The 15,999-nt window shown below is 54.3% G+C and carries 13 protein-coding genes; 10 read left to right on the top strand and 3 right to left on the bottom strand.

The genetic code is table 11. From position 1 onward, the window contains the following. Nucleotides 1-26: 26 nt before the first annotated feature. The gene (locus JAO79_RS14080) at nt 27-1,670 is read right to left on the bottom strand and encodes a sensor histidine kinase (RefSeq protein ID WP_199007900.1); all 1,644 of its coding nucleotides are present in this window, start codon (nt 1,668-1,670) and stop codon (nt 27-29) included. 94 nt (nt 1,671-1,764) lie between these two features. Here JAO79_RS14080 and JAO79_RS14075 point away from each other — a divergent pair, with 94 nt between their 5' ends. Further along, nucleotides 1,765-3,429, top strand: coding sequence for an NAD+ synthase (locus JAO79_RS14075; RefSeq protein WP_199007899.1), 1,665 nt, complete (start codon nt 1,765-1,767; stop codon nt 3,427-3,429). Between the two features lie 11 nt (nt 3,430-3,440). Here JAO79_RS14075 and JAO79_RS14070 read toward each other — a convergent pair whose 3' ends face one another. Beyond that, nucleotides 3,441-4,274 carry an outer membrane protein assembly factor BamD gene (locus JAO79_RS14070; RefSeq protein WP_199007898.1) on the bottom strand — a complete coding sequence of 278 codons (834 nt, stop codon included), beginning with the start codon at nt 4,272-4,274 and terminating at the stop codon, nt 3,441-3,443. A 171-nt stretch (nt 4,275-4,445) separates the two neighbouring features. On the opposite strand from JAO79_RS14070, the gene rluD reads away from it, so the two are divergent. The 3 genes from rluD (at nt 4,446) to clpB (ending at nt 8,903) form a co-directional block, all read left to right on the top strand. Beyond that, on the top strand, nt 4,446-5,423 hold the full coding sequence (gene rluD / locus JAO79_RS14065) for a 23S rRNA pseudouridine(1911/1915/1917) synthase RluD (RefSeq protein ID WP_199007897.1): 978 nt from the start codon (nt 4,446-4,448) through the stop codon (nt 5,421-5,423). Beyond that, nucleotides 5,413-6,168, top strand: coding sequence for a peptidoglycan editing factor PgeF (gene pgeF, locus JAO79_RS14060; RefSeq protein ID WP_199007896.1), 756 nt, complete (start codon nt 5,413-5,415; stop codon nt 6,166-6,168). Before rluD ends, pgeF begins: the two co-directional genes overlap by 11 nt. A 158-nt stretch (nt 6,169-6,326) precedes the next feature. Next, the gene (gene clpB / locus JAO79_RS14055; RefSeq protein ID WP_199007895.1) at nt 6,327-8,903 is read left to right on the top strand and encodes an ATP-dependent chaperone ClpB; all 2,577 of its coding nucleotides are present in this window, start codon (nt 6,327-6,329) and stop codon (nt 8,901-8,903) included. 95 nt (nt 8,904-8,998) lie between these two features. Here clpB and JAO79_RS14050 read toward each other — a convergent pair whose 3' ends face one another. Further along, nucleotides 8,999-9,454, bottom strand: a complete 456-nt coding sequence (locus JAO79_RS14050) for a DUF4124 domain-containing protein (protein WP_199007894.1) — start codon at nt 9,452-9,454, stop codon at nt 8,999-9,001. A gap of 470 nt (nt 9,455-9,924) precedes the next feature. Between JAO79_RS14050 and JAO79_RS14045 the strand changes: the two genes are divergently transcribed. From JAO79_RS14045 to JAO79_RS14020, 6 genes are all read left to right on the top strand, one after another. Further along, nucleotides 9,925-11,643, top strand: a complete 1,719-nt coding sequence (locus JAO79_RS14045; RefSeq protein WP_199007893.1) for an acetolactate synthase 3 large subunit — start codon at nt 9,925-9,927, stop codon at nt 11,641-11,643. A gap of 2 nt (nt 11,644-11,645) precedes the next feature. Continuing rightward, on the top strand, nt 11,646-12,137 hold the full coding sequence (ilvN, locus tag JAO79_RS14040) for an acetolactate synthase small subunit (RefSeq protein WP_199007892.1): 492 nt from the start codon (nt 11,646-11,648) through the stop codon (nt 12,135-12,137). Nucleotides 12,138-12,204: 67 nt separating this feature from the next. Next, complete coding sequence (ilvC, locus tag JAO79_RS14035) at nt 12,205-13,221, top strand: ketol-acid reductoisomerase (protein ID WP_199007891.1); 1,017 nt, start codon at nt 12,205-12,207, stop codon at nt 13,219-13,221. Between the two features lie 90 nt (nt 13,222-13,311). After that, on the top strand, nt 13,312-14,124 hold the full coding sequence (pssA, locus tag JAO79_RS14030) for a CDP-diacylglycerol--serine O-phosphatidyltransferase (RefSeq protein ID WP_199007890.1): 813 nt from the start codon (nt 13,312-13,314) through the stop codon (nt 14,122-14,124). Nucleotides 14,125-14,216: 92 nt separating this feature from the next. Continuing rightward, the gene (msrP, locus tag JAO79_RS14025) at nt 14,217-15,188 is read left to right on the top strand and encodes a protein-methionine-sulfoxide reductase catalytic subunit MsrP (protein ID WP_199007889.1); all 972 of its coding nucleotides are present in this window, start codon (nt 14,217-14,219) and stop codon (nt 15,186-15,188) included. After that, nucleotides 15,188-15,805, top strand: a complete 618-nt coding sequence (locus JAO79_RS14020; RefSeq protein ID WP_199007888.1) for a sulfite oxidase heme-binding subunit YedZ — start codon at nt 15,188-15,190, stop codon at nt 15,803-15,805. Before msrP ends, JAO79_RS14020 begins: the two co-directional genes overlap by 1 nt. Nucleotides 15,806-15,999: the final 194 nt, after the last annotated feature.

Raw genomic sequence — 15,999 nt, 5'->3', positions numbered from 1 at the left:
TGCTAACGCCCGATGGTCGTTGTTGCTTAAATCATCCGCCCGGGATGCGCGAACGTGATGCGAAAGCGGCACCCCGGCTGTTCGTCTTCCACCAGCGACAGGTGTGCTTGATTGGCTTCACACAGTTCTCGCGCAAGGTAAAGCCCAAGCCCGGTTCCGTTCTTATCCAAGGTGAAAAACGGTTCGAAGACCGAGTTGCGATACTCGGGGGCTATGCCGGCTCCAAAATCCCGAATATCAATGCGAGCCCGCTCGCCGTCGGGAGTTGCGCCAACCAGCAATTGTATCCTTTTTTCACCGGTGTTCTGTTCGCTGTACCGCAAACCATTGTCGCACAGGTTAACCATGACTTGTTCAATCTGGCTTTTATCAAAGCGGGCGCCGGGCACCTCGTCTTCAATCAGCAACTCAATGTTCGCGGGAATGCTGCCGGCCTGACTTTGCTGGAAATCGTTGCAAAAGCTCGTTAACCACGCTTGGACATCGACAAGCTCGGTGTTGGCCATACGCCGTCGCGACAGATCCAGAACGTTCTCGATAATACCGTTAACCCGCTTGGAGTGGCGCCGAATGATGTCGAGCATTTGCTGGTCGCCTGGATCTATGTGAGGTGATTCTTCCATGAGTTGCGCGGCATGGCTGATGGCCCCTAGCGGGTTGCGGATTTCATGGGCGATACCTGCGGTTAGCCGCCCCAAAGACGCGAGCTTCATCTGCTGGGCCTGTTGGGTAACCTTGCTCATGTCTTCGATAAACACCAGGATCTGATCGCCGCGGTCCTGATCCAGCTGAGTAAAGTTGGCTTGCAACAGCGGAGACGTTGGGTTGGCCTGGAACGGCTCAATCTTGGCGTGGTGGTCGTGCAACCAGATGTCCAGACCGTCTTTCAATGGCGCCGGCAGCGTACGCGCCTGGCGCATGCCATAGGGGTTGGTGGCGGCTTCTTCAAACAGCATTTCTTCGGCGGCGGCGTTAGCCAACCGAATCTGGCCAAATCGATCCAACACCAAAATACCGGTACGCATGCGCTGAATAATCTGCTGGTTAATTTGCTCAAGCTCGGCAATGCTTTTGGCGCGACTGGTGGCCAGGGCTTCGCTGCGGATAACCCGTTTTGAGATACCTTGCAAAACAAAAGCAGCGGCAAAATACAAAATGCCCAGAGAGCCGGCCCGCACGATATCGTCAGCAGAGGCATGGAGGGTCAGCGTGGCCCAGATGGAAATGCCCAGTGAACAGAGGGTCGCCAGCGCCGCGTAAAAGGTACCGAGACGGTTCGGCGCAAGAATGTTGCCCGCGGCTACGGAGACAATGACCAGATTCGCCAAGCCACTGGTGATGCCTGAACTGGCCAGTAACAAACCGTGAATGATAAGAATGTCGGCCAGCACAGATAGGGTAATGTGCCGCTGGCGGGGATGAAAGCCGGCAAGTAGTATCAAAGCAATAAAGCCGTTGACGGCAAAGTACGACAGCGCACCGACTTGGTAGGTATCGAGCCAGCGAAATTTGGCTTCCGCCATGAAGGGCTCGATAAATATCAGGCCTGCCAGCAAGGCACTGATAACCAGCCGATAGTGGTTATAGATCCGAAATAATCTGGCTTGCTGGAATTTTGCGTGAGGCCCGAAGGGCGAGCGTGCAGCGCTTGTAGGGGAGTCTGAAGCCATATCGGAAGTTATCTGTTGTCAGTCAGGAGAATTCCTCGTCGGTGCGTGGTTATAATAGCCTTTTAACGGCAACAAGTTACAGGAGCCTTTTTGCATGTCGGCACCCGGTAAAGCATCCGAAGCCTCTAATTCCGTGAAAAAATTGCGGGTGGTGATGGCTCAATTGGATTTTTTGGTAGGGGATATACCCGGTAACACAGAGCGGGTTATCCAAGCCGCCAGAGATGCGTGGCAGGAGCACCAGGCCGATATCGTGGTCTTTCCGGAGCTGTGTATTACCGGCTATCCGCCGGAGGATCTGCTGCTTAGGCCAAGTTTGGGTATTCGTGTGTCGGATGCGCTGGAACAGCTGAAGCAGGCGAAGCTGGAGCCGGCCATTGTCATCGGGGCGCCGGTGCGTTCGGGTGGTTTGCTCTACAACGCGGCGCTGGTGATTGAAAATGGCGACTTGGCCGGGCAGTACTTCAAACGATGCCCGCCTAATTATCAGGTGTTCGATGAGAAGCGCTATTTTGCCGAAGGCCGGAATGCCAAAGTGCTGGAGATCAAAGGGGTGCCGGTCGGCATTACCGTGTGCGAGGATATCTGGGCTGATGGTCCGGTCGAAGACGCAGCCGCTGCAGGCGCCCAGCTGATTTTAAATCTGAACGCCTCACCGTATGACATCGACAAACAGGCTCGGCGAAAAGCCCTTCTGGAGCGCAAAGCCGCCAACAACAACGTCAGTATTGTTTATGTCAATTTGATGGGCGGGCAAGACGAGTTGGTGTTCGACGGCGGTTCAATGGTGGTAGACCACTCGGGAACGGTAGCCGTCGAAGTGCCGCAATTTAAAGAAGGTTTGTTCCCGGTTGAGTTTTTGTGCGAACACCATTGTCAGCCGGTGTCTCAGCTGCTTTGTCCTGAGCCGTCTCTCGAAGCTAATGTGTATAACGCTCTGGTGACCGGCGTTCGGGATTACGTCAATAAAAACGGCTTTAAATCGGTTGTGCTGGGTTTGTCTGGAGGCATCGACTCGGCCTTGACCTTGGCGGTTGCGGCGGATGCGCTTGGAAAGGAGCGGGTCAGGGCGGTGATGATGCCGTTCCGCTACACCTCCAGTGCCAGCCTGGAAGACGCAGAAGCTCAGGCGACCGCTATGGGGGTTCAGTATGACGTGTTCTCTATTGAGCCGATGTACGACGTGTTCATGCAAACTCTGGCAGCACCGTTTGAAGGTACCCAGCCGGATACTACAGAGGAAAACCTGCAGGCTCGCTTGCGCGGCGTGTTGTTGATGTCGTTGTCCAACAAATTTGGTTCGCTGGTATTAACCACCGGCAACAAGAGCGAGCTGGCCGTGGGGTATTCCACCCTGTACGGCGATATGGCTGGCGGTTTTGATGTGCTGAAAGACGTGCCCAAAACCCTGGTGTTTCGTTTATCACGTTACCGAAACAGCCTATCGCCGGTGATTCCGGAGCGAGTAATTACTCGGCCGCCCTCGGCTGAGCTGGCGCCGGATCAAAAAGACGAAGACAGCCTGCCCGGTTACGACACTCTTGATGCCATCCTGAATCTATACGTTGAGCGGGATTACAGCGCTGAGGCCATTGTGGCGGAGGGGTATGAGCGTGCCGACGTCGAGAGGGTGATTCGCTTGGTGGATGTCAACGAATACAAACGCCGGCAGGCGCCGATTGGTGTGCGTATCACTGAGCGGGGCTTCGGTAAAGACCGCCGGTATCCGATTACCAACGGCTGGAAGATAGGCAAGTAAGGCGTATCGCCTTACTCGTCGCCCAGTAATCCGAAGGTGACAACGTTTAGCAGCGAGCGGTTTTGCCGCTCGAACTGGTTCGCCTGGAATTGACCGTCCTCGTCGAAGGCTTCGCTGTTCGGGAAGTTCTTGCGCAATGTGGCAATGGCATCGTTGGCGGCCTTGTTCAGATCCATAAACAGGAATGTATCGGCCAGAATCACCAAGGCATCCTCAACGGCCGGCGAAGACGGGTAGTTCTCGACGACGTAGCGAGCGCGGTTATTGGCTGCCACATAGGCTTCCCGCTTGATGTAGTAGCGTGCAGCGTGTATTTCCAGTTCGGCCATGCGGTTACGGATCGAAATCATCCGCTGGCGCGCATCCGGCGCGTACTGGCTATCCGGGAACCGGCTCAGTAACCGTGAAAAGTCGCGGAAAGCCTGCAGCTGCTCACCGGGGTTGCGGGCGGAGGCGTCGATCGGGAAGTAACGGGCGGCCAAGCCTAAATCCAGGTTGTAAGAGGCCAAACCGCGCATATAGAGGGCGTAGTCCAGCTGCTCACTTTGCGGGTTCAGGCGCATGAAGCGGTCTGCAGCTGCCCGGGCACCTTCCAGATCGAGGTTCTGGTAGCGAGCGTAAATAAGATCCAGCTGGGCTTGCTCTGCATAACGACCGAATGGATAGTAAGTTTCTAGTGCATCCAGGTTTTGCTCGGCTTCGTTGAAGTTGCCGGCGTTCATGGCCTTGCGGGCGTTCTCGTAGTAGGTTTGTTCCGGGAGTACTTCCACGTCTTTATTGGAGGCGCAGCCGGCAGCCAGCGCAATGATGGTGGAAAGTAGCAGTAAACGGACAACTGATCTCATGCCGGAATCCCGTATAATGGTCAGACTTATGATTGGATTGGCCATTGTAACGGGGAAGGCTGCCTATGTGCAGTGCTAAAGCAAGTATCTCCGGCTAATCTGACCGAAACGTAACATCGGTACAAAGCCGGTGTCCTCAAATTTGAAAGCATAGTGGCGAAGCGAGGCTTGATGTCTTCCGAAAACAGAATCACCGGGCAGTTCAAAATCCCCCCGGGGTTGAGCGATAAACGACTCGATCAGGCGGCGGCCGAGTTGATGCCCGAGCACTCCCGCTCCCGTTTGCAGTCGTGGATTAAAAGCGGCGTACTGACCGTGAATGGCAAAACCTGCAAGCCCAGAGACAAAGTGATGCTCAATGATGTGATTGAGCTGGATGCAGAGCCTGAAGTGAAAGTGACCTGGGAAGCCGAGCCCATCACGCTCGATATCGTCTACGAAGATGAGCATTTGCTGGTGATCAACAAACCAGCGGGTTTGGTGGTTCATCCTGCGGCGGGCCATGCCGATGGCACCTTGGTAAACGCATTGCTGAATTATGCACCAGAGGTGGAAAACCTGCCTCGCGCCGGCATCGTGCACCGGCTGGATAAGGACACCTCGGGCATTATGGTGGTGGCCCGGAGTTTGATTGCTCACACCTCACTGGTAAACCAGCTCCAGGAACGCACCATGGGCCGGGAATACGAAGCCGTTGTGGTGGGTTCTCTGACCGGCGGTGCCACGGTAGATGCTCCGATTGGACGCCACCCGCAAGATCGCAAGCGTATGGCGGTGGTGTCTTCCGGTAAGCCGGCCGTGACTCATTACCGTTTGATTGAACGTTTCGCAGCCCATACCCATGTGCGCTGTAAACTGGAAAGTGGCCGAACGCACCAGATCCGTGTGCACATGACCCATGTGCGGCATCCGCTGGTGGGTGACCCGGTGTATGGCGGGCGCCTGCGCCTGCCGAAAGGCACAACCGAGGAGCTTCGAGCCGAACTGGCTGCGTTCAATCGCCAAGCTTTGCACGCGCGCAAGTTGACGCTGGAGCACCCGGAAACCGGTGAAACTCTTAGCTGGGAAGTCGCGTTGCCGGAAGATATGGTTCAACTCATCGCGGCTTTGCGCAAGCACGCCCGCGAGTTGGAAGAAAATGATTTCTGAGAGCGATCTGCTCCGGCCTGACTGGCCCGCATCTGTAGCCGTGCAGGCGCTTAGCACGACTCGTAAGGGTGGTGTTAGCCAGATGCCCTGGCATTCTCTGAATCTTGGCAGCCATGTTGGCGATAACCCGGCCAATGTAACGGAGAATCGCCAGCGTTTGGCCGCGCTCATGGGTGTTGAAGCAGGTCAAATTGGTTGGCTGAATCAGGTGCACGGCACTCGCGTTGTAGAGCTTGTGGGCGATAACCTGAACGACTGCCCCGATGCCGACGCCAGCTTCACTCGCGAGCAAGGCGTGGTTTGCGCCATCCTGACCGCGGATTGCTTGCCCGTGATTTTGGCGGACCGTGATGGCGAAGTGGTTGGTGCCGCTCATGCCGGTTGGCGCAGTCTGTGCGGCGGCGTGTTGGAGAACCTGATTCGAGCCATGGCGGTGGAGCCCTCAAGGCTGATCGCGTGGTTCGGGCCATCTATCGGGCCAACGAACTTTGAAGTAGGCCCGGAGGTGCGAGCGGCTTTTGTCGAGCAGCAGGCCGAAGCCGAGTACGCTTTCTCCGAGCAAAGTGCTCGCCCCGGCCACTTTGTCGCAGACATATACGAATTGGCCCGCTTGCGGTTGTCTCGCGCAGGGGTGTCCGAAGTCTTCGGGGGCGGATTGTGCACCGTGAACGACGCTGAACGATTTTACTCCTACCGCCGAGACGGCCAAACCGGCCGCATGGCAACCCTGATCTGGCTCGACTGACGGGCGTCAATTTTCTGACATTATTTCTGGTTACTTCCTTGAAGTCCCTCTTCTAGCCCCTACATTAGTTATCAAGACATCGCGAATGCCGTTCATGCCACGTGTCTCGCCAAGTGTGGAAATGTCGGCGCGCAAGAGCTATTTGGGGAAAAGACATTATGAGAATTGATAAGTTGACCAGTAAGTTGCAGAGCGCTCTTGCAGACGCTCAGTCCATTGCGGTCGGAAAAGACCACAATTTTATTGAGCCGGTGCATTTGATGCTGGCACTACTGGACCAGCAGGGTGGTTCCCTCAAGCCACTGTTGCAACAAGTGGGTGTGGAGCCAAATCGGGTACGACAGGCAGTTGCGAATGAAATTGGAACCCTGCCGGAAGTGCAAGGTAACGCCGGGGACGTGTCCATGTCGAACGACATGGGGCGATTGTTCAACATCTCCGACAAATTGGCCCAGAAGCGTGGCGACCAGTTTATTTCCAGTGAGCTGATTTTGCTGGCGGCGGTTGAAGATCGTGGCTCGCTAGGCCGTATTTTGCGTGAGCACGGAGTAGACAAAGTCGCTTTGGAAAAGGCCATTGATGAGGTGAGGGGTGGTGAAGCTGTGAACGATCCCGGTGCGGAAGAAAACCGACAGGCATTATCCAAGTATACCATCGACCTGACTGAGCAGGCTGTTGCTGGCAAGCTGGACCCGGTGATTGGCCGGGACGATGAGATTCGCCGCACCATTCAAGTGCTGCAGCGTCGCCGCAAGAACAACCCGGTATTGATCGGTGAGCCGGGGGTCGGTAAGACCGCCATTGTCGAAGGTTTGGCGCAGCGCATTGTGAATGGCGAAGTGCCGGACAGCCTGAAAGAGAAAAAAGTGTTGTCGCTGGATATGGGCGCCCTGATTGCGGGAGCCAAGTTTCGCGGAGAATTTGAAGAACGTCTGAAAGCGGTTCTGAACGAACTGTCGAAACAGGAAGGTCAGATCATTCTGTTCATCGACGAGCTTCATACCATGGTGGGTGCCGGTAAGGCGGAAGGCTCGATGGATGCGGGCAATATGCTGAAGCCTGCGTTGGCTCGCGGGGAGCTGCATTGCGTGGGTGCCACAACCCTGAACGAATATCGGGAAAATATCGAGAAAGACGCTGCCCTGGAGCGCAGGTTCCAGAAAGTGCTGGTCAGTGAGCCGACGGAAGAAGACAGCATTGCCATTCTGCGTGGTCTCAAAGAGCGCTACGAAGTACACCACGGTGTGGAAGTCACAGACGGCGCCATCATTGCTGCGGCCAAACTATCCCATCGGTACATCACCGATCGCCAGCTGCCAGATAAGGCGATTGATTTGGTGGATGAGGCTGCCAGTCAGATCCGCATGGAAATGGATTCCAAGCCGGAAGCGCTGGATCGTCTCGAGCGACGCCTGATTCAGCTCAAAATTGAGCGGGAAGCACTGAAGAAAGAAACCGATGCAGCATCCAAAAAGCGTTTGGATGAGTTGTCGTCAGTGATTGGCGATGTCGAACGTGAGTATGCGGATCTGGAAGAAGTCTGGAACACGGAAAAGGCCGCATTGCACGGTTCGCAGAAAATCAAAAGCGAGCTGGAGCAGACGCGAATCGATCTGGAAAACGCTCGCCGCAGTGGCGATCTCGGCAAAATGTCGGAGCTGCAGTACGGCAAGATTCCGGAGCTTGAGCGGCAGCTGGATATGGCCAGCCAGGCTGAAATGATGGAGATGACGCTGCTGCGCAACCGCGTGACCGAGGAAGAAATTGCCGAGATTGTTTCCAAGTGGACCGGTATTCCCGTCTCCAAGATGATGGAAGGCGAACGCGATAAGTTGATGCGCATGGAAGAGGCGCTGCATGGTCGGGTGATTGGTCAGGACGAAGCGGTGGAGGCGGTTTCTAACGCCGTACGCCGTTCTCGCGCTGGCTTGTCGGATCCCAACCGCCCCAACGGTTCCTTCTTGTTCCTTGGGCCCACAGGTGTCGGTAAAACTGAGCTGTGTAAAGCGTTGGCGGCGTTCTTGTTTGATACCGAAGACGCCATGGTGCGCATCGATATGTCCGAGTTCATGGAAAAGCACGCCGTGGCTCGCCTGATTGGTGCACCCCCGGGTTACGTAGGGTATGAGGAAGGTGGTTATCTGACCGAAGCGGTTCGACGCCGGCCATACTCCGTGCTGTTGCTGGATGAGGTGGAGAAGGCGCACCCGGATGTCTTCAACATCCTGCTGCAGGTGCTGGACGATGGCCGCCTGACGGATAGCCAGGGTCGCACGGTGGACTTCCGCAATACGGTGGTGGTGATGACCTCAAACCTGGGTTCTCACATCATTCAGGAGAAAGCCGGGGAAGAGAATTACGAGGCGATGAAATCCGCCGTTATGGAAGTTGTGGGTACCCATTTCCGTCCGGAGTTTATCAACCGGGTGGACGATGTGGTGGTGTTCCATCCGCTGGCCGAAAGCCAAATTCAAGGTATTGCCAGTATCCAGATCGAGAATCTGGCAAAACGCCTGAACGAACAGGATATGAATCTGGAATTAGGCGAAGATGCTCTGCATCTGCTGGCAGAAGTGGGCTACGATCCGGTATACGGAGCACGGCCGTTGAAGCGGGCTATCCAGCGCTTGATAGAAAACCCGCTGGCGCAGAAGCTTTTGCAGGGAGAGTTTGTGTCGGGTGATACCGTCAAGGCAAGGGTAGATGGCAGTGAGCTGACGTTTACTAAGGAATAAGGTAAACGCGAAAGCTACTGAAATAAAAAGCCAGAGAATAAACGTTCTCTGGCTTTTATGTGCTCAGGGCGCCGTGGTGGTTCGGTGTTATCGCCTTACGCCGGGCCGCAGTTCTCTTCGGCAAACGCTTCAAACTTTTTCCGTTGCTCGTCGATTTCTTCGGGGCTCAGGTAACGCTGTTCTCCGTTCTCTTCCACGCGGATGCGCGCGTTGCTGCTAATCACCTTCAGGTTTTCTTTCGCCGTTTTGCAGTTGGCTTCACGTTGCTTTCGGTTGGCTTCTTCAACGGCGGTTTCTTTTTTGCGTTCCGCTGATGCTTGCTGTTGTTCTTCGAACTGGTTTAGTCGCTCTTGCGGGCTAGCACGTTCAGAACCGGAGTTTCGGCTGGTGCCCGAGCGAACATTTACTTGTTCGGCTGTCTTGCCGGTGGGTTGCCGGTCGCCAAAATGGGTTACGCCGTTGTCGTCTGTCCATTTGTATACTGAACTATCAGCGGCCAGGCCGGGAGTCGCGGCCATCAGAATAGAAAACATCAGTATCTTTCGGTTCATGTCGTTGCCCGTTGTTCGTTTATCGCCTGTAAATAGTGCCACCAGAGCGAGGACTTTTCTTTCGTCTGGTTCAAAACTCTAGCATGGTTATTTTCGCAGTATGGCAGAGAAGCGCATAAAATGGTGCCAATTAAGCCACAACGGCTATTGACAGCGAGTTTCCCGCTGTCAGAATTACCGACTGCCTGAAGATAGGGGTAAATACGGCTCGGCAATCCCGAATAAGTATCCCCCGTTAATCACCACACCGAGTGCGCCATTACTAGGCGGGCGATGGTTGTTGCTACCGTTGCAACCCGTTGCTGGCCGTTCTCCGCAACCCTCAGGAGTGCGGCTGGCCCAGAGACAACCTCTAAAGAATTGGTGTGGAGGAGTACGCCGGTCCGGCTTTCACAAGAAGCTGGTAAACCGTGGATCCAGGCAACCGGGGCGAATCCCGGCTCATTCACTTGTAGAAGAGGGTAGAAAACGTGGAGTTATTGTCTGGTGCCGATATGTTGATCCGGTCCCTTCAAGATGAAGGTATCGAGCACGTATACGGCTATCCGGGTGGCGCAGCCCTTCATATTTATGATGCGCTGTTCAGGCAGGATAAAGTCAAACACATTCTGGTGCGGCATGAGCAGGCAGCGGTCCATATGGCCGACGGCTATGCCCGTGCAACCGGAAAACCAGGTACCGTCCTGGTGACCTCTGGCCCTGGCGCTACCAACACGATTACTGGCATTGCCACCGCTTTTATGGATTCCATTCCTATGGTGGTTCTTTGTGGCCAGGTTGCATCCACCTTGATTGGTGAGGATGCGTTCCAGGAAACCGATATGATCGGTGTGTCCCGCCCCGTGGTTAAGCACAACCTCAGCGTCCGGCACCCGGAGGAAATCCCGGAAATTATCCGCAAGGCTTATTACATTGCCTCAACTGGCCGACCAGGCCCGGTTGTCGTCGATATTCCCAAGGACATGACCGCGCCCAACGAGCGTTTCGAGTATTCGTACCCGAAAAAGGTCAAATTGCGTTCTTACAACCCGGCCGTTCGTGGTCACGCAGGGCAGATCAAGAAAGCCGTTGATATGCTGATGGCCGCCAAGCGCCCGGTGATCTATGCCGGTGGTGGTGTCATTCTTGGCAAGGCTTCCGACCAGTTAACCGACCTGACGCGCAAGCTTGGCTTCCCGATTACCAACACATTGATGGGTATTGGCTGTTACCCGGCGACGGACAAGCAGCATCTGGGCTGGCTGGGTATGCACGGTACCTATGAAGCCAACATGGCCATGCACCACTCGGACCTGATTCTCTGCGTAGGCGCCCGTTTCGATGACCGGGTTACCAACGCCACAGAGAAGTTCTGCCCGGGTGCGCGCATTATCCACATTGATATCGATCCCGCATCGATTTCCAAAACCATTGATGTTGATGTGCCGATTGTTGGCCCGGTGGATGCTGTGCTCAAAGAAATGCTGGCTTTGGTGAAAGAGTCCAAAGAAAAACCAGACGCCGATGCCTTGGCAGCCTGGTGGAAGCAAATCGACGAATGGCGCGCTTTCCATGGCATGCGTTACGAAACCAGCCCGGATGTGATCAAGCCGCAAGAAGTGGTTGAGATGCTCTGGAAGCTCACCAACGGTGATGCGTTCGTGACCACCGACGTTGGTCAGCACCAAATGTTTACCGCGCAGTACTACAAGTTCGACAAGCCGAACCGCTGGATTAACTCCGGTGGTTTGGGCACGATGGGCTTTGGTTTGCCAGCGGCGATGGGCATCAAGCTGACCCACCCGGATGACGAAGTCTTGTGCTTCACCGGCGAAGGCAGTATCCAGATGAACATCCAGGAGCTGTCTACCTGCAAGCAATACGATTTGCCGGTCAAGATCATTAACCTGAACAACCAGGCGCTGGGCATGGTGAAGCAGTGGCAGGACATGAACTACGAGTCGCGCCATTCGCAGTCCTATATGGAATCTCTCCCGGATTTCATCAAGCTGGCGGAAGCGTACGGCCATGTAGGTGTTCGCATCGATCGCAAAGAAGATCTTGAGCCCAAGCTGAAAGAAGTTCTGGCGATGAAAGACAAGCTGGTGTTCGTAGACATTTATGTTGACCGTTTTGAGCATGTATACCCGATGCAAGTTGCCCGTGGTTCGATGAAAGATATGTGGCTCAGCAAGACGGAGAGGGTGTGATCATGCGTCGAATCATTTCTGTATTGCTGGAGAACGAGCCGGGTGCATTGTCTCGAGTGGTTGGGCTGTTTTCCCAGCGCAACTACAACATTGAGACGCTCACGGTAGCGCCTACTGAAGATCCTACTTTGTCACGATTGACCGTCACCACGACCGGTTCCGACAAGGTTATCGAGCAAATCACCAAGCAGCTGAACAAGCTGATTGAAGTGGTAAAGCTGGTGGACCTGACCGAAGGTGCCCACATCGAGCGGGAAATGATGTTGGTGAAGCTGAAGGCGACAGGCTCTCAGCGCGCCGAGATCAAGCGTACGGTGGATATCTTTCGTGGCCAGATTGTTGATGTCACCAGCTCGGTTTATACCGTTCAGCTGGCGGGCGATAGCAGCAAGCTCGATGGCTTTATTCAGGCAGTTGGCACGTCTGGAATCTTGGAAGTGGTGCGTACCGGTGTATCCGGTATCGCGCGAGGCGAAAAGGTACTCAGCCTCTGATAGGCTGGAAGAACATTCGAATACCCTGGCCGCTCGCGGCCAATACTTATAAAAGTTGAGGTTTGAAATGCAGGTTTATTACGATAAAGATTGTGATCTTTCTATCATCCAAGGCAAGAAAGTTGCCATCCTCGGTTTCGGATCCCAGGGCCACGCTCACGCGTGCAACCTGAACGATTCTGGCGTAGACGTAGTCGTTGGCCTGCGTGCGGGTTCTTCTTCTATTGCTAAAGCTGAAGCCTACGGCCTGAAAACCAGCGACGTAGCCTCCGCCGTTGCTTCTGCCGACGTTGTTATGGTTCTGACACCAGACGAGTTCCAGGCTGAACTGTACCGCGACGAAATCGAGCCGAACCTGAAGCAGGGCGCTACTCTGGCCTTCGCACACGGTTTTGCTATCCACTACAACCAGATCGTTCCCCGTAAAGATCTGGACGTAATCATGGTTGCTCCTAAGGCTCCGGGCCACACTGTACGTACCGAATTCACCAAAGGTGGCGGTATTCCTGATCTGATCGCCGTATTCCAGGATGCGTCTGGCAACGCCAAGAACGTTGCTCTGTCCTACGCCAGCGGTGTAGGCGGTGGTCGTACCGGTATCATCGAAACCACGTTCAAAGACGAAACCGAAACCGACCTGTTCGGTGAGCAGGCTGTTCTGTGTGGTGGCGCGGTTGAGCTGGTTAAAGCCGGTTTCGAAACCCTGACCGAAGCAGGCTACGCTCCGGAAATGGCGTACTTCGAGTGTCTGCACGAACTGAAGCTGATTGTTGACCTGATGTACGAAGGCGGCATCGCCAACATGAACTACTCCATCTCTAACAACGCTGAGTACGGCGAGTACGTAACTGGCCCAGAGGTGATCAACGACGAGTCCCGCGCAGCGATGCGTAATGCTCTGAAGCGCATCCAAAGTGGCGAATACGCCAAGATGTTCATTTCTGAGGGCGCTCTGAACTACCCGTCAATGACAGCGCGCCGTCGTGAAAACGCCGCTCACGAAATTGAAGTGGTTGGTGAAAAGCTGCGTTCCATGATGCCGTGGATTTCCGCGAATAAAATCGTGGACAAGGATAAGAACTGATCCGGAATTTCCGGTACGGTTTGAAAGCGCGGCCCTAGTGGCCGCGTTTTTCGTATATACTCCGCACAAATGCTTTCCGGAGTTGAAGGAATGACAGAACAGAATACATCGACAAACAAGACTGATCCCCACCTGGCCTCTGAAGCAGAGATTGAAGCGGGAGAGGTGGTAGAAGAGGAAGTGGTTGAGGGTGCAAAGGTCCGCCGCAAAGGCATCTTTTTACTGCCCAACGCTCTGACAACCGCATCGCTGTTCTCGGGCTTTTACGCAATCGTCTCTGCCTCGAACGGCGTGTTCGATAATGCCGCCATCGCGATATTCGTTTCCATGATTCTTGACGGTCTTGATGGTCGGGTTGCGCGGATGACCAATACCCAGAGCAAATTCGGCGAGGAGTACGACAGCCTGGCGGATATGGTTGCTTTCGGGGTCGCTCCGGGGCTGGTGGCGTTTTTCTGGCTGCTGAATGGTATGGGCAAGTTGGGATGGGCCGTTACCTTCATCTATGTGGCTGGCGCAGCCCTTCGTTTGGCGCGTTTTAATACCCAAATTGGCTCAGTTGACAAGAAGTACTTTGTTGGCTTGGCGAGTCCCGCTGCTGCTGCCTGTGTGGCGGGCCTGGTGTGGAGTTTCCATACGTTTGAACCAGCTGTTTGGTTGACCGCACTGACCATGATCGTTGTGGGCGGAACCGGTGTGCTGATGGTCAGTAATATTCTGTACCGCAGCTTTAAAGATCTGGATTTACGGGGCAGGGTGCCTTTTGCTGCGATTCTTTTGGTCGTGCTCATCTTTGTGGTGATTGCGCTGGATCCGGCGACAGTGTTGTTCTCCGCATTTTTGATTTACGCGGCCTCCGGGCCAGTAAGAGCGTTGTTCCGCCGCAAAGGCAAGCGCGCATAATTGTTAAATCATTCCCGCCCATTGTCATTGGGCGGGAATTTCTCCGGAGAAGTGTGGTCTACTGATAGAACCACGACATCTGGAGCCTGCAAATGCATTTCAAGAAACGCCCGTCCTGGGCTATTTCAGAATCCGAAGTCACCCCTGAGTCTGTCTACCTGAACCGCCGTATGTTTATGTCGGGCGTTGCGGTATCAGCCGCTGCTTTGGCTGCACCCGGGCTTGTGTTGGCCAATTCAAAGGACAAGCTGGCCGCTTTGGATTATAAGAAAGCGAATCAGTACGCGCCCAACGAAGATCTTACGCCCTACAAAGACGTCATCCGTTACAACAATTTCTATGAGTTTGGGCCGGGTAAAGACGATCCTTCCCGCCATGCTGATCAGTTGGTGACTGACCCATGGACTATCCAGGTTGAAGGCGAGTGCGCCCGCGCCGGGCGATACGCTTTGGACGAGTTGTTGAAACCTCATAGCTACCAAGAGCGCATATACCGGCTACGATGTGTTGAGGCGTGGTCGATGGTTATTCCGTGGGTCGGTATTCCTTTGGCGGATGTGCTGAAGCAGTTAGAGCCGACATCAAAGGCGAAGTACGTTTATTTCGAAACCCTTGAGCGTCCGGAGCAAATGCCGGGGCAGCGGTCTGTGTTCAGTACCATCGATTGGCCCTATCGGGAAGGGTTGCGGATGGACGAAGCCATGAATGAGTTGTCGTTCCTGGCCGTCGGTTTGTATGGTCGTGAGCTGCCGAATCAGAACGGTGCCCCCATTCGTTTGGTCGTGCCTTGGAAATACGGATTCAAAAGCATTAAGTCGATTGTACGGATCCGGTTTATGGAACAGCGGCCAAAAACCAGTTGGGAGATGATCGCTCCGAACGAATATGGTTTTTACGCCAATGTGAATCCGGAAGTCGATCATCCACGCTGGAGTCAAAAACGAGAGCGCAGGCTGCCGTCTGGTATCTTCAGCCCTAATTGGCGGGAAACAGAGAAGTTCAATGGCTATGGTGAGCAAGTGGCGCACCTATACAAGGGTATGGATTTGGCGAAGTACTATTGATGTTGGATAATTGGAGTAAAGCAGCCACGCTGCGTGTGGTGAAGGTCGGGCTTTTCATTGCGGCTTTGATTCCGTTGTTTATTTTGATCCAGCGCATTGTGGTTGGGGATTTAGGCCCTGATCCAGGTCAGGCGATCACGGAAAGCTTGGGTAAGGCTGCGTTCCAGTTGTTATTGGCGACATTGTTTATGACACCTTTACGCAAACTGACCGGTTGGGCTGGATGGATTCGTTGCCGGCGAATGCTTGGGTTGTTTGTTTTCTTCTATGCCGTGTTGCATGTGATGGCTTTCTTGCAGTTGATTTTAGGTTGGGGTGATTTGTGGGCAACCTTCACCCGTCGCCCTTACATCATTATGGGTGCCGCGGGATTTATTTTGCTGGTGCCATTGGCGCTGACCTCAACTCAAAAGATGATGAAGCGAATGGGGCGAGGCTGGAAGCCGTTACATCGCCTTATCTATCTGTCGTCTATCTTTGTGTGGCTGCATTTTCTCTGGCAGGCAAGAAGCGACGTGTTGGAAATGGTGATTTACGGCGTTGTGTTGATGCTTTTGTTGTTGGTCCGAGTGTATTGGTTTGGAGTGTCTTCGCTAGTGCCCTTGAAAAAGGCCTGATTTCGACTGTTATTTGATCGTTCTGTTGGTCTTTTGAGCATGCGAGTAGGTGGAAACCGAAGCGTTGTAAGATTTCTTCAGAAAGTCTGTTGACTCCTCAGCTGGGCTCTGTAGAATGCGCATCTCGCTTGAGGGGCTAGCCACTAAATACGGTCAGCAACGCAGCGATAACTGCTTGAAAGTGTTGAAGAAAG

This window comes from Marinobacter litoralis, assembly GCF_016427555.1.
GTDB lineage: Bacteria > Pseudomonadota > Gammaproteobacteria > Pseudomonadales > Oleiphilaceae > Marinobacter > Marinobacter litoralis_A.
Note: the sequence above shows the minus strand (reverse complement) of the source record. Positions and strands in the feature narration are given on the sequence as shown.

Coding starts and splice junctions, on each gene's coding strand:
- JAO79_RS14070 (WP_199007898.1), bottom strand. CDS start 4,274: ATGAGATCAGTTGTCCGTTTACTGCTACTTTCCACCATCATTGCGCTG.
- JAO79_RS14075 (WP_199007899.1), top strand. CDS start 1,765: ATGTCGGCACCCGGTAAAGCATCCGAAGCCTCTAATTCCGTGAAAAAA.
- pssA (WP_199007890.1), top strand. CDS start 13,312: ATGACAGAACAGAATACATCGACAAACAAGACTGATCCCCACCTGGCC.
- JAO79_RS14050 (WP_199007894.1), bottom strand. CDS start 9,454: ATGAACCGAAAGATACTGATGTTTTCTATTCTGATGGCCGCGACTCCC.
- JAO79_RS14020 (WP_199007888.1), top strand. CDS start 15,188: ATGTTGGATAATTGGAGTAAAGCAGCCACGCTGCGTGTGGTGAAGGTC.
- pgeF (WP_199007896.1), top strand. CDS start 5,413: ATGATTTCTGAGAGCGATCTGCTCCGGCCTGACTGGCCCGCATCTGTA.
- clpB (WP_199007895.1), top strand. CDS start 6,327: ATGAGAATTGATAAGTTGACCAGTAAGTTGCAGAGCGCTCTTGCAGAC.
- msrP (WP_199007889.1), top strand. CDS start 14,217: ATGCATTTCAAGAAACGCCCGTCCTGGGCTATTTCAGAATCCGAAGTC.
- ilvN (WP_199007892.1), top strand. CDS start 11,646: ATGCGTCGAATCATTTCTGTATTGCTGGAGAACGAGCCGGGTGCATTG.
- ilvC (WP_199007891.1), top strand. CDS start 12,205: ATGCAGGTTTATTACGATAAAGATTGTGATCTTTCTATCATCCAAGGC.
- rluD (WP_199007897.1), top strand. CDS start 4,446: ATGTCTTCCGAAAACAGAATCACCGGGCAGTTCAAAATCCCCCCGGGG.
- JAO79_RS14080 (WP_199007900.1), bottom strand. CDS start 1,670: ATGGCTTCAGACTCCCCTACAAGCGCTGCACGCTCGCCCTTCGGGCCT.